General features: G+C 35.8%; 14 protein-coding genes and 1 pseudogene. 14 read left to right on the top strand and 1 reads right to left on the bottom strand.

Annotated features, from left to right (window positions below; all coding sequences use genetic code 11):
• Positions 1-189 precede the first annotated feature (189 nt).
• Positions 190-2,016, top strand: coding sequence for an excinuclease ABC subunit UvrC (gene uvrC, locus QZR70_RS06750; RefSeq protein WP_295794016.1), 1,827 nt, complete (start codon positions 190-192; stop codon positions 2,014-2,016).
• A gap of 47 nt (positions 2,017-2,063) precedes the next feature.
• On the opposite strand, the gene QZR70_RS06745 is transcribed toward uvrC, so the two are convergent.
• A complete protein-coding gene (locus QZR70_RS06745) occupies positions 2,064-3,407 on the bottom strand; it encodes an MATE family efflux transporter (RefSeq protein WP_105085456.1) in 1,344 nt (447 codons plus the stop codon).
• A 290-nt stretch (positions 3,408-3,697) separates the two neighbouring features.
• Between QZR70_RS06745 and QZR70_RS06740 the strand changes: the two genes are divergently transcribed.
• The 13 genes and pseudogenes from QZR70_RS06740 (at position 3,698) to QZR70_RS06680 (ending at position 13,106) form a co-directional block, all read left to right on the top strand.
• Entirely contained in the window at positions 3,698-4,357 is a 660-nt protein-coding gene (locus tag QZR70_RS06740) for a TerC family protein (RefSeq protein WP_295794013.1), read from the top strand.
• 146 nt (positions 4,358-4,503) lie between these two features.
• Complete coding sequence (locus QZR70_RS06735) at positions 4,504-5,172, top strand: TerC family protein (protein WP_005386950.1); 669 nt, start codon at positions 4,504-4,506, stop codon at positions 5,170-5,172.
• Positions 5,172-6,656 (top strand): annotated as a pseudogene (rlmD, locus tag QZR70_RS06730) (23S rRNA (uracil(1939)-C(5))-methyltransferase RlmD); the annotation flags it as partial. The gene QZR70_RS06735 and the pseudogene rlmD, both read left to right, overlap by 1 nt.
• 479 nt (positions 6,657-7,135) lie before the next feature.
• Positions 7,136-7,573, top strand: a complete 438-nt coding sequence (locus QZR70_RS06725) for a bifunctional 2-polyprenyl-6-hydroxyphenol methylase/3-demethylubiquinol 3-O-methyltransferase UbiG (RefSeq protein WP_295794010.1) — start codon at positions 7,136-7,138, stop codon at positions 7,571-7,573.
• 236 nt (positions 7,574-7,809) lie between these two features.
• Positions 7,810-8,280 (top strand): SMI1/KNR4 family protein, encoded by a 471-nt coding sequence (locus QZR70_RS06720; protein ID WP_012864207.1) that lies wholly within the window; start codon positions 7,810-7,812, stop codon positions 8,278-8,280.
• A 347-nt stretch (positions 8,281-8,627) separates the two neighbouring features.
• Entirely contained in the window at positions 8,628-8,978 is a 351-nt protein-coding gene (locus QZR70_RS06715; RefSeq protein WP_295794007.1) for a hypothetical protein, read from the top strand.
• A gap of 179 nt (positions 8,979-9,157) precedes the next feature.
• A complete protein-coding gene (locus QZR70_RS06710; RefSeq protein WP_295794006.1) occupies positions 9,158-9,445 on the top strand; it encodes a hypothetical protein in 288 nt (95 codons plus the stop codon).
• A gap of 80 nt (positions 9,446-9,525) precedes the next feature.
• Positions 9,526-9,831, top strand: coding sequence for a hypothetical protein (locus QZR70_RS06705; RefSeq protein WP_295794004.1), 306 nt, complete (start codon positions 9,526-9,528; stop codon positions 9,829-9,831).
• Positions 9,832-9,998: 167 nt separating this feature from the next.
• Complete coding sequence (locus QZR70_RS06700; protein ID WP_295794003.1) at positions 9,999-10,637, top strand: hypothetical protein; 639 nt, start codon at positions 9,999-10,001, stop codon at positions 10,635-10,637.
• Between the two features lie 15 nt (positions 10,638-10,652).
• A complete protein-coding gene (locus QZR70_RS06695) occupies positions 10,653-11,132 on the top strand; it encodes a pyridoxamine 5'-phosphate oxidase family protein (protein WP_295794002.1) in 480 nt (159 codons plus the stop codon).
• A 112-nt stretch (positions 11,133-11,244) separates the two neighbouring features.
• Complete coding sequence (locus QZR70_RS06690) at positions 11,245-12,306, top strand: ankyrin repeat domain-containing protein (RefSeq protein ID WP_295794001.1); 1,062 nt, start codon at positions 11,245-11,247, stop codon at positions 12,304-12,306.
• 28 nt (positions 12,307-12,334) lie between these two features.
• Complete coding sequence (locus QZR70_RS06685; protein WP_105094476.1) at positions 12,335-12,754, top strand: bacteriocin; 420 nt, start codon at positions 12,335-12,337, stop codon at positions 12,752-12,754.
• Positions 12,747-13,106, top strand: coding sequence for a hypothetical protein (locus tag QZR70_RS06680; RefSeq protein ID WP_105094477.1), 360 nt, complete (start codon positions 12,747-12,749; stop codon positions 13,104-13,106). The genes QZR70_RS06685 and QZR70_RS06680 overlap by 8 nt, the downstream gene beginning before the upstream one ends.
• Positions 13,107-13,198 lie beyond the last annotated feature (92 nt).

The raw sequence follows: 13,198 nt of genomic DNA, 5'->3' as shown, positions 1-13,198 counted from the left end.
TAACACAAGGTTCACTATGGATTTTTATTTGTTCAATTTCATTCTACAATTAAGCAAAATAAAGTATTAAATTTAGTTTCTATAAAAATCATAACGGAAATAGAATACATTTTTTAAGCATTTACCATGAACATATCTTAGGTAAGAATGTATTCTATTTCCTTGAAATCTATAAGGAAAGGAGGACATATGCCATCTGAAGAATTACTAGAGAAGGTCAGTCATTTGCCGACTACACCGGGTGTGTATTTATGGCGTGATCAGTACAACCGCATCATCTATGTAGGTAAGGCTATTAATTTGCGAAATCGCGTGCGGTCTTATGTGCGTAATGATGCCAACCGAGCACCTAAGGTTACAGCTATGATGAAGCGTGCTGTCGATGTAGAGATTATCCAAACAAAGACAGAGATGGAAGCTCTCATATTAGAGAATACGCTCATCAAGGAGCACGAGCCTAAATACAATATTCGGCTCCGCGATGATAAGACCTATCCGTATGTGAAAATCTCTGTTCAAGAGGACTATCCTCGCGTATATATGACACGTCGCCTTGAACGTGATGGGGCTAAGTACTTTGGTCCTTTCACAGATGTTACATCGGTTCATGTGGTGTTGAAATTGATACGTCAATATTACCCACTGCGCACATGTAAGTCTATGAAGGTAGAGCGGCCATGTTTGCAATACCATATGCATTATTGTGAAGCGCCGTGCTTTAACAAAATATCTATACCGGACTATCGGAAGTACATCGATGAAATCATAGAGCTCTTTGAAGGAAAGCCTATACCATTGTTGAAGGAAATCAAAGAGAAGATGGAATTAGCTGCAGAAGACTTGCGATTTGAAGATGCAGCACGGTATCGAGATCAGTTGAGCAGCATTGAAAAAATACAAGAAAAGCAACGCATGGTAACACAACGAGGCGACTTAGATGTATTAGGGATTGCTGTTGATACATCTATGGCTTGTGTACAGCTATTATTCATTCGTGGTGGACGACTATTAGGTCGTGAGAATTACTTTGTTCAACACGATGGAGACAGTCCAGAAACAATCATGACGGACTTTATCAAGCAATACTATGGGGATACGAACTTCATTCCGAAGGAATTATTATTACCGATGGATAGTTCTGATAGAGACTTATTGAGTGAATGGTTTACACAGCTCAAAGGGCAGAATGTAGAGGTATCTGTGCCTCAGCGTGGCTATAAGATGGACATGATCAAGATGGCTCATGAGAATGCAGAAACCTTCCTTGAAGAACGACGTCGTCAATGGCAGTACCAAATCGATAAGACTGGTGGGGCCGTTAAGAAATTAGCGGAAGTCTTAGACTTGCCGCGATTACCAGAACGCATGGAGTGTTTCGATATTTCCCATACGCAAGGGTCTGAAACTGTGGCGTCTATGGTTGTCTTTGAAGGTGGTAAGCCGGCGAAGAAGGAATATCGTCGCTTTAAGTTAAAGACTACGCAAGGTAAGCCAGATGACTTCAAATCCATGGCAGAAATCATGGAACGTCGTTACGGTAATGAAACAGATTGGCCTATGCCTGACCTTATTATCATCGATGGTGGTAAAGGGCAGCTCAATGCAGCATTGCCGTTAATTCGTGCTGTAGGTGTTACCGATGTGCCTGTTATCTCCTTGGCTAAACGCATTGAAGAGGTCTTTGTAGAAGGGCAATCTGAAAGTATCATTTTGAGCCATCATACGCCAGAGCTTCAATTACTGCAACAAATACGTGATGAAGCCCATCGATTTGCCATCACATATCATCGCAAATTGCGAGGTAAACGTAACTTAGAGTCTATTTTAGATCATATCGAAGGAATTGGTCCTAAACGCCGCAAAGCATTATGGGCGCATTTTAATAGTTTAGAGGCTATGAAAGAAGCATCTATTGATGAGCTTTCAAAGGTAGACTCTATGAACTATAAAACGGCAGAAGCATTATATAATTTCTTCCGTATGTCCAAAGTAGAAAAACAAGATATATTGAAATAAAAAAGAGCATCTTACATAAGATGCTCTTTTACTGTATTAATTGTTATTTAGTTTTGTCTACGTTGAATGTACCAAGTACGCCAGGTGAATAATATACCCGCTACTAGTACGCTAGAGAGTAAGCCAATCCATACGCCAAATGGTCCATAATTAGGATTTTTGGCGAGAATATAGGCCGTAGGGAAGCATACGCCCCAATAGGAAACGAGGGAAATATAAAGAACTACTTTTACATCCTTATAAGCCCTCAATATACCTTGCAATGGGGTACCTATGGCATCGATAGCAGAGAAGAATACACCGTATCCAAGGAAGCTGTAGATAAGCTTGTATACTTCATCATCATTTGTAAAGAGATCTGCAATAGCATCCATATTAGTAAACGTAAATGTACAAATCATGATAGCCAATACAATGGCTAAGATGCGAGAAATATAAGAGTACTGGATAGCCTCTTGTTTACGACCTGCCCCAAGTTCATATGCAACTGCAATGGTAGAGGCCATAGCGATACTAAGAGGTAAACAGTAGAATACATTGGTAAAGGAAATAACAGATTGATGAGCAGCTACGACGGCGGATCCAAAGTGAACCATCAATAGGCCAGCAATACTAAAGATACTAGCTTCTAAGAAGATGGAAAAGCCAATAGGAATACCTATATGTAGCTGTTCGCGAATGTAGTGAAAACTTGGTTTACTGAAGTCTTTAAAGATACGATATCCCTTTAACTTCGGATGTAATAGTAATACTAAGCTGAAGAGAATAAAGTTAGTCCAGCAAGTACCTGCTATACCATAGCCAGCACCGACACCACCGATTTCAGGAAATCCGAAATGCCCAAAGATGAGCGAGTAGTTCAAGAATACGTTCACAATAAAGCTTGTAAATACGATGGCCATAGAATAATGTGTTAATCCATGACTGTCGACTGTATTGCGTAATGTATTAACCCAAAGTAGAGGGAATAAACCTATAGCGAAAGCTTTCAGATAACTAATACATACCTCTGCTGCTGCCGGTTCAAGATTGAGGGCTGTCAGTAGTGGACGTAAGCCAAAGAGTCCAATCATTAAAATGATGAATGCTAAGCCCGTACCTATATAAAGGCCTTGGTAGAAGATGGTTGCGATATCATCTGTTTTCTTAGCCCCTAATAACTGAGAAATAATCGGTGTAATACCTAATAATGTTCCTTGTGCAAAGATATAGAATAGGAGCCATAAATTATACCCCGTAGCAACCCCTGCTAAATCTATCGTACTATATTGTCCCGTTAAAAAGATGGCTATAAATGTACCACCTATAAGGGAAAATTGCGTTATGCACATAGGAGTAAATAGCTTAATGAACAACCATAACTTTTGTAATATAGAATATGTTTGATACATACTTACCTCCCTTATTAATGATATATTATACGATATCATAAAGTAGTCTAATTTAATAGATAAATTCCTTGAGAATTGGGAATTAAATATATATTATTGATTAGTCTATTATGAATCTATAATTAATGATTTTTTATATACTAGAACTTTTATTTGTAGTGTTATGATTCTCATATTAATATGAATAGAGTATGCTAAAAATGAATATATATTTTACAAATTGAATTTTACACTACTGAACTATATCGATTATAATATATATACTATAGTTATATTCTAAGGAGGATACATTGGACATCTTATCTGTACAAGGTTTATTAGCGATGCTTCAGATCATCGTTATCGATATCTTACTTGCTGGCGATAATGCTATTGTAATTGGTATGGCAGCTCGTAACTTGCCAGCACATTTACAGAAGAAAGCCATCTTCTGGGGCACAGCTGGCGCCATTATTTTACGCCTTGTTATGGCATTCCTATTTGTAGAGGCATTGAACAATATTCCTGCACTTCGTTTAGTAGGTGGTATCCTCCTCTTATGGATCGGATACAAGCTCGTTGCTGATGATGAAAGCGAGCATAATATCGAAGCTAAGGATAATTTACGCGCAGCCATTACAACTATTGTTATTGCTGACGGTATCATGGGTATCGATAATGTTATCGGTGTAGTTGGTGCTGCAGGTGGTCATATGACAATGGTAGCCATCGGTATGCTCATAACTGTACCAATCATCATTTATGGCAGTACTTTATTTGTGAAAGTCATCGAACGTTTCCCAATTATCCTATACGTTGGCGGCGGTATCCTTGGCTGGGTAGGTGCTGGTATGGCAGTAGAGGATACATTGATTGCTCATAGTGTTGAACCATATGTACTGTTCATCAAAATAGCTGCAGTAATCCTCGTAGTAGGGGCATCTTTGATAGCTAAAAAAACCAAGAAATAATAGAATAAATCTCTTCTCTTAATCATAGGAGGAGAGATTTTTTTATGTAAACTAATAGCTCTCTTTTTAGGTGAGAAAATAGAAAAATTATGGTATAGTTAAGGGATAGTTATTGAATTACTCGTTTGAATTGAGGTATGTAGAGAATGGAATTTTTAGAAGTTGCCACGTGGGTGACCATTGGTAAGATTATTTTAATTGATATTTTGTTGGCTGGTGATAATGCTGTAGTAATTGGTATGGCAGCAGGTAAGCTAGCTCCAGAACTACAAAAGAAAGCCGTAATTTGGGGTACAGTAGGTGCCATTGTAATGCGCCTTGTATTTGCTACCCTTTTAGTAGAGGCGCTTACTTTAATTCCTCTTATCCACTTAGGTGGTGGCCTTGTACTTGTATGGATTGCCATTCAATTATTAAAAGGTGGAGATGAAGATGCACATATCGAAGCTAAGAATTCATTAATGGGTGCCATTTGGACGATTATTGTAGCTGACGCTATGATGAGTATTGATAATGTTATTGGTGTAGTAGGGGCCGCTAGAGGTCATTTAGAGCTTGTTATTGCAGGTATGTTAATTACTGTTCCAATTATCGTATTTTGCTCTACATTATTTGCTCGTATTATTAATAAATTCCCTGCTATTCTTTGGGCTGGTGGTGCACTCCTTGGCTGGGTTGCAGGCGAAATGATTGTGGAAGATCCACTTCTTATGCCATATATTCAAGGTGAAGAATTACTCGTTAAATTCGGCACTGTATTCTTCGTTCTTATTGTGACAGGTATGATTAAAATTTGGAAGAAAAGAGACGCGTAATGAACGGTACTAATCGTACATCTCGTAAAAAACAATCTAAACAACATAGAAGAAGTAATCGCTCTAATTCACAGCAAGCTACAAACGGCCAATTATCTAAAAAACAACAGGCTATTTTAAATGCGCCTGTTAAGTTTGGTGATGAAGTATTGGTAACTATTCATGGCATCGGTAGCAGCGGTGAAGGGGTAGGTCGTGTAGATGACTTTACTGTCTTTGTGCCTTTTGCCTTACCTGGAGAAACTGTGAAAGTAGCTATTGATATGGTTAAAAAAACCTATGCTACAGGGCGCCTCTTAGAAATTGTTACGATGGCTCCCAATCGTATCGATGCAAGTTGTGATCTTTATGGATTCTGTGGAGGCTGCCAACTACAACACATTACCTATGAAGGACAGCTTTCACTAAAAACACAAAAGGTGAAGGACGTTATCGAACGCATTGGTCATCAAAATCCAGACCTTGTTAAGCCTACATTAGGACCCAAAGAACCATGGGCATATCGCAATAAAATGCAAATGCCTGTAGGCGGCACTAAAGGCGATATTCAAATGGGATTCTATGCGATGGGATCTCATGATATCGTGCAAGGTACAAACTGTCCTATTCAAGATGAAGGCAATAATATTATTGCTCAAGCATGTTATCAAATCGCTAAAGAATTTGATATTGAACCTTATGATGAACAGACAGGCAAAGGTATATTGCGCCATGTAATCGGTCGCATTGGGCAATCTGGATGGATGATTATCCTTGTAACTGCTACAGATTACTTACCACACCAAGAAAAGTGGGTAGAAAAATTAACAGAACGAATTCCTCAAGTAGAAACTATTGTTCATAATGTAAATGGTAAGCGAACTAATGTTATATTAGGACCTAAAAATAATATCCTCTATGGTGAGGGGACGATTACAGACCATATTAAGGACTTACAGTTTACATTGTCCCCACATTCATTCTTCCAAGTTAATCCAGAACAAACTACAGTACTGTACGATCAAGCATTAGCCTATGCAGACCTTAAAGGGGATGAAACCGTTATCGATGCGTATTGTGGTACGGGGACCATTTCACTATTTTTAGCACATAAGGCAAAACATGTTATCGGTATTGAAATCGTAGAACCAGCCATTATTAACGCTCGTGAAAATGCCCAACGCAATGGCTATGAGAATACAGAATTTATCGTCGCTGATGCAGCCGTAGAAATGCCAAAACTCTACAAGGCTGGCGTACGACCAGACGTGATTGTATTCGATCCAATTCGAGCAGGCTGTAAAGAAGAAGTACTAACCTCTGCAGCGGGCATGGAACCAAAACGCATTGTCTATGTATCTTGTAACCCAGCAACTATGGCACGAGATATTGAAATCCTTACACACTACGGGTATGAACTAAAAGAAGTACAACCAGTGGATATGTTTCCAATGACAGCGCATGTTGAGACGGTAGCACTTTTGTCCAAACTCGATGTCGATAAGCATATAGAAGTTGAAATTGAGCTGGATGAGCTTGATTTGACCAGTGCTGAAAGTAAGGCAACATATGCTCAAATCAAAGAATATGTTTGGAATAAATTTGAATTAAAAGTTCCGACATTATATATTACACAGATAAAAAGGAAATGTGGAATAGAATTACGAGAACATTACAACAAGTCTAAAAAGGAGAAACAAATTATTCCACAGTGTACACCTGAAAAAGAAGAAGCTATCATGGATGCCTTGAGACACTTCAAAATGATTGAATAGAAAAGAATGACAGCATATGTCTTTCTGCATTTATGACATTCCTACTTGGTATAGGAACAGCTATTATTCCTTTCTTGCAAGGTATCAATGAGAAAATAGGCTCAATATAAAGATTGATAGGATCATTTTTATATTTAAAGGAGCGTTGAAATAATTGATAAAAGCAATAAAAATTTTGGGATAAATTTGCTAAGCTATATGCTCCTTTCATGAAAAAAGACAAAGGAGTATATGATAAAGTTTGCGAATACATTCGTCCTCATTTGAATAAAGACATGGAAGTACTTGAACTTGCTTGTGGCTCAGGACAATTATCGTTTAATCTTTCAAAGCATACGAAAAGTTGGATCGGTACAGACTTCTCCGAGCAAATGATTCAGGAAGCTAAAAAGCGTGGGGAATACGAAAAACTTACATTTGAAACAGCCGATGCAGTAGCATTATCCTATTCGTATGAAAAATTTGATTGTGTGTTAATTGCTAATGCACTTCATATTATGCCTAAACCGGATGAGGCGATGAAAGAAATATATAGGGTGTTAAAACCTAATGGGACTTTGTTCGCCCCCACTTTTCTATGGAAAGAGGGAAAGCAAAGAAAAATGATAAAAAGTTTGATGTCTATTTTAGGATTTAAGATGTATTAAGAATGGGATAAAAAGGAATTTGAAGATTTTATTAAAGAATATGGATTTTCAGTAGTTGAATGGAATTGTGCAAGCATTTACGCAGGAAAAGTGTCGGATATTTTATCATAATGTTGAGGGCAATATTGGAAAAGGAGCTTGCGGAAAAGGATAACCAATTCCCGTTTGTTGGGCTGATTTTCAAAGGCGGATAAGGTGAACAAAAGATAATTCATCGTATTGATTGGAGAAAGCATATGGAATTAACAAAAGCAGAGATTAAATTACTAAGAAAAGCTTATAGCGTTATGGCTGACACGCACAGCAAATATCACCCGGAGTCCGAAAAAGACATATCTGAGTTTGAAAACAAATTCGAACCAATTCCGTCAGAATATCGATATTTACTCAAGGAATTTGGTGGCTGCCATTTTGTTGATCCATGGATTTTCACTTTAGAGGAATTAGGTTGTGTATACCCTGCTTTTATTGCAAACTATAGCGACGACGAAGAAAGCAACATATCAAATAATACTGTTTTTCCTATTGGCGGTTTAGGTGATGGAAGTTTAGTTTGTATTTTAAAGGAAACAGACAAAATTGTTGTTTTGCCACATGATGTATATGTGACATCGGTTGATGATTTAGAAATTATTGCAGAAAGTTTTAAGGAGTTAGTTTTTGGTTTAGCGGAACAGGGTATTGAGCTTGATAACCAAATTAAATAGCCAATAATGGACATTCGTGAAGTTCTTATTGATATAATGTGTACTTGCTAACTTGAATTTGTTGAGGAGACGGTTGTATTAATGACAAGGGAATAGACCGAAGTCCTTAATTACGAATGCTTTATGCGATAGCGTTTCTGTAACAGCAAATCTTGGACATCAACAGCTAATGATAGTGAAGAAATCTTAGCTACTACACTTGATCATGAACTTATCGCAAAGTTTGCTAAAGAGTTTATGGAATTATATAATGGTATTTATTTTTAAGCAAAGAGAAATCAAAATTTATGGAGATAATTTCATTAGAAATTTAATGAAACTCTCGGTTTATTTGGAGAAAAGATGTATTGAATTCAGATATGAGAAAATATGCAGATATAAAAGACATAATTGAATATGGGTTAAATAATATTTCTGATAAGGAAAAAATAACAATGAGCCTGAAAGACTTTCTATACATTAGACGAGTTTTAGAGGAATATATGCGTTATCTACATAATCCTGATCATTATCCCGATATAGAAGCAATTCAAAATTTTTTAGGTGATATTTCTTCGGGAGGAGGATTTGAATGTTTAAGCACAGCTCTTTATAAAAAAGTACATAAAGTTGATTTGCCATCGAAGATTGAGAAAATGATTGATGATGGTGTATTTGAACACCCTCTTTATCCCAGTTACTATAAGAAAAACGAATAAGTAATAATTGTATAATATTGAAATGGTACAAAATATAAATTTATGTGGATACGTAAATTTGAAGTTGTAGGGGACTAATGATAATTTTCACACCACATTAAGGAGGTTGAGATGAAAAATATAACAAAGCTGATTACGAAAAGGTAGCAGAACATATCTATAAAACGTATGACGATTTTATGAAAAGTGATTGCTTTGTTACTTCATTAAAATTTGTTCAAGAACCAGAATTAGGAGAAGGAGATAGTCCGAGGAATATTTCCCAATATCCATTGGAAGATGTTTTAGAAAAATTTTATGTGGCGATTCAGGATTTTTATGAAGATTTGAATTATACCAGTGATGAGACTTGTTATTTGGAATTTTCGGCTTCAGATATGGAAGATATACAGAAACTACTTGGAATCGTAAATAAGCATGTATACAATAAGGAAGATGGGGATTATGTAGAGCTGGTAATTGAATAGTGTATTAAAATAATTGTACATTCTTATATCATCATTTTTGTACATTCTTATATTGACATTTACACGTAGAGCAAGCCAGTATGAAGGATTGGCATTATTATAGAGATCCATTGCGGGTTTATAGTCCAGATTTTGATATCTTAGTTTCTTATTTTATTAAAGCGTATCCTATTATAGATGCATCAGATAATACTGAAAGAGATAGCTTTGATGTATGCTTTGATAATTGGATTAAGCAAGACGACTGGATTAAAATAATTCATAATATTGAAGTTGATCTTATAAATTTTAGTAAAGAAGAGCAAGAGTTTTTAAACACATTTATTGCTTGGATAAAGGAAGCACTTCAACATACATCTGTTATAGTAGTTGAGGGAAATCTTTAAAAGAATCACTAGTATTTTAATGAATAGATTAAATAATATAAGTTTGTTAGTAAGTATATTAGTGTTAGCCCTTCGCATTTTGCGAGGGGCTTTTATGATACAAACATATATAGAAATATAATATAATTAACATAAGTAGTTAAATCATGTTGAATGAGGTATATGGTATGGGATTAACCTTAGATATTGATGAAATAATGAACCAGCTGAGTAAGTGGCGACCAATATTTCATTCAGAAGCAGACTTTCAATTTAGCCTAGCATGGATAATTAAAGAAGAATATCCAAATTGTGATATAAGACTAGAGTTTGTCCCTGAATTTAATCCTAATTTACATCTTGATATTCTTGTTATATTAGATGGTAAATGGATTCCTATTGAGCTTAAATATACGACAAAAAAATGTATTAAAAATATAAATGATGAAGTATATGTATTGAAGGAGCAAGGTGCTAAGGATCAAGGTTGTTATAACTATTTAAAAGATATAATGCGTATAGAGGAGTTTAGAGATAAGAGTAGTAACTTTATTGAAGGTTATACTATTAAGATAACTAGTGAGATGTCTTATTTAAAGCCGCCTATAAAAGCAAATTGTACATACGCTGAATTCTCTATTGATGATGGTTCTATTAAAACGGGATGCATGAATTGGTCCGATAATACAGGGAAAGGGACAATGCGTGGGATGGAAGCACCGATAGTATTAACTGGTATATATCCTATACATTGGAAAGAATACTCCAAAGTTGATGATACTAATAGTGGCACTTTTATGTATCTTGTAAATACGATTAGTAAATAAAATAGGAGACATATTATGTTTAAACCAATTCGTAAAAAGATAAATGAAATAGATCGTGCTGCTACGGAAGCACTATTAACGTCTAATCGTCGTGGTATTTTGGCCATGAATGGTGATAATGGATACCCGTATGCTATTCCTATTAATTATTTTTATGATAATGAAACGCAGAAAATTTATTTTCATGGAGCCAAAGCTGGTCATAAAGTAGATGCATTAAAATCTTCGGATAAAGTATGTTTTACAGTATATGGTGATGAGCGTATTGATGAATCTGAACCATGGGCCCCATATGTACAAAGTGCAGTACTATTTGGGAGATGCCGTTTATTAGAGGCCGGCCCAGAATCTATAGCTCGATTAAAAGAATTTGCTATGAAATATTATCCTGATGAAGCATTAGCTGATGATCAAATTGCTCGGAACGGTAAAGCAACACAGATGTTTGAAATTACTATTGAACATATGAGTGGCAAACAAGTACAAGAGAAATAATAGTTAAGCCCTTCGCTTATGCGGAGGGCTTTTACTATACACTCATACTTATAAATGTAATATAATGTAATTAGTGATAATCATTTTAAAATATAGTTCTTGGGAGAGAGACATGATAGAGTTAAAGGATTTGGGTACGTTCGAATCTGTATCTGAAATAGTAATAGATATCGTAAAAGGCAATATCGTAGCTTTAGAAAATGCATTAGCAGAGGGATGGGATATTCATAAACCTATACAATTGGGGAAGTACAGTGAGTATTCCCCACTAGAATTAGCATTAGTAATGAACTGTTTTCCTAGTGTTCAATGGTTAGTTGAACATGGAGCAGATTTAAATTATGAAGAAAATCCAAGTTTCTTATTAGCTGTACGGTATGCTGATCAAAAGGTAATAGATTATGTTGTGAATCATGGTGCTAATATTCATGCCTTGAACTCTGTTGATGTAGATGCATTTCAGGCTGCTTTATATGGCAAGAAATATGAGAACTTACAACGGATTCATGACTTAGGCCATACAGTACAAAAATATGGCGGTAAAGCTTTCAGAAATGCCATAACAGAGAACAATTATGAGGTTCTAGATTTCTTTATTCATAATGGTGTAGATATTAATTACAATAAGCCTGATTCTGTGTATCCTTTTAAGCCAACCCCATTATGTGTAGCTGCTCGTTATGTAGACTTACAGATGTGCAAATATTTGGTAGAACATGGTGCGGATGTGACCATTACAGAAAAGGATGGTATGCGTCCTTATAGCATTGCCATTGAACGTGGCGATATGGAAATGGCGGAGTACTTTAAAACATTAGAGCCTACGGAGTACCATGATAAACAAAATAAAATGGATCAATTAAAACCCTTTAAATTACCAAAAGTGTTAGTATCGTTTTTAGAGGAAGATAATCTTTACTTTGAATTACCAGACTCTGATTTTATATCCGTTGAGTTTTTACCTTTACTTGATACAGTTCCGTTTAAATTGGGTCGTCGTAAACTATTACGACTATCTAAAGAGCTAGGCGAGTATAATGATTGGCAAATTGTATGGGATCCTAAGTCTAAAAAGATCAGTTGTTATGATATAGAGCATCAAGAGTTACGAGAGCTTTGTAAGTTTGATGAGTTTATAGCAGATATGTCAAGTCAATTAGAGACCTTATTCTAATGTATATTGTAAAGTTGAGGAGATACATATGGCAGATGCAGTTGAGAAGACTTATACAGACTGGTCAATTGATGTAGGTAACTATAAGTATGAAGGAATTACATTGAATGAGGTTGAGCAAAATCTCTACGCTATTGAGAATCAAGAGCAGGATTTTGTAGTTATCTCTCCAGCAAAGGCAATTTCCATAGATAATAAAATGTATAACTTTGTACAAGTTTGTAGTGATCAAGATACCGATTTATTACATATAGAGCTTAGTGTAACTAATGATGGTGAGCAGGGTGCGATAATATACGGTAAAAATGAGCTAGGCCCTCAAGAGGCATTACAGATTATAGAAGAATTTATTGCACATCATAAGGCTCCATCATTAGATGATTGGGAAGTCGTACTAGATTTAAGACCGAAGATGGAAAGCTATGTAAAGGGTACAAACGATGATTAATCCTGTAATTTATGATGAACAGTTAAGGCAATATACCATATTCTATGAAGGAATACAGTTTTGCTGGGATGAGAAACCAACAGATACTAATTTAGATACGGCAAAGCTATTAGCTGTTAATTACCATAAAAATATAGATGCAATTGTAACTTTCATTTATAACGAAATACGAGATTGGTATGGTGATATAACTATTGATGACATGAAATCACGCATTGGTATGCCTATTATTGAACCAGAACGTGATGCTGTAACCTATTGCGAGCAAACCTTTGATGATACCCATATCTTTTCTTTTACATTTTGGGATGATGAATTCAAAGATTTACATTATTTTGCCATAGATGGATGATATATTTTCCATGATTTTGCTAGCATGACTTATATGTGGAGTCTATTATGTTATATACACCGAATAACATTTTGTATAAGTATATTCGCTAT

It is taken from the genome of uncultured Veillonella sp., assembly GCF_900545205.1.
Classification (GTDB): Bacteria; Bacillota; Negativicutes; order Veillonellales; family Veillonellaceae; genus Veillonella.
Note: the sequence above shows the minus strand (reverse complement) of the source record. Positions and strands in the feature narration are given on the sequence as shown.

What these genes read in the sequence shown, in the direction of transcription:
- QZR70_RS06705 (WP_295794004.1), top strand. Translation starts at nt 9,526, where the DNA reads ATGAAGGATTGGCATTATTATAGAGATCCATTGCGGGTTTATAGTCCA.
- QZR70_RS06735 (WP_005386950.1), top strand. Translation starts at nt 4,504, where the DNA reads ATGGAATTTTTAGAAGTTGCCACGTGGGTGACCATTGGTAAGATTATT.
- uvrC (WP_295794016.1), top strand. Translation starts at nt 190, where the DNA reads ATGCCATCTGAAGAATTACTAGAGAAGGTCAGTCATTTGCCGACTACA.
- QZR70_RS06690 (WP_295794001.1), top strand. Translation starts at nt 11,245, where the DNA reads ATGATAGAGTTAAAGGATTTGGGTACGTTCGAATCTGTATCTGAAATA.
- QZR70_RS06695 (WP_295794002.1), top strand. Translation starts at nt 10,653, where the DNA reads ATGTTTAAACCAATTCGTAAAAAGATAAATGAAATAGATCGTGCTGCT.
- QZR70_RS06720 (WP_012864207.1), top strand. Translation starts at nt 7,810, where the DNA reads ATGGAATTAACAAAAGCAGAGATTAAATTACTAAGAAAAGCTTATAGC.
- QZR70_RS06710 (WP_295794006.1), top strand. Translation starts at nt 9,158, where the DNA reads ATGAAAAGTGATTGCTTTGTTACTTCATTAAAATTTGTTCAAGAACCA.
- QZR70_RS06725 (WP_295794010.1), top strand. Translation starts at nt 7,136, where the DNA reads ATGAAAAAAGACAAAGGAGTATATGATAAAGTTTGCGAATACATTCGT.
- QZR70_RS06700 (WP_295794003.1), top strand. Translation starts at nt 9,999, where the DNA reads ATGGGATTAACCTTAGATATTGATGAAATAATGAACCAGCTGAGTAAG.
- QZR70_RS06680 (WP_105094477.1), top strand. Translation starts at nt 12,747, where the DNA reads ATGATTAATCCTGTAATTTATGATGAACAGTTAAGGCAATATACCATA.
- QZR70_RS06685 (WP_105094476.1), top strand. Translation starts at nt 12,335, where the DNA reads ATGGCAGATGCAGTTGAGAAGACTTATACAGACTGGTCAATTGATGTA.
- QZR70_RS06745 (WP_105085456.1), bottom strand. Translation starts at nt 3,407, where the DNA reads ATGTATCAAACATATTCTATATTACAAAAGTTATGGTTGTTCATTAAG.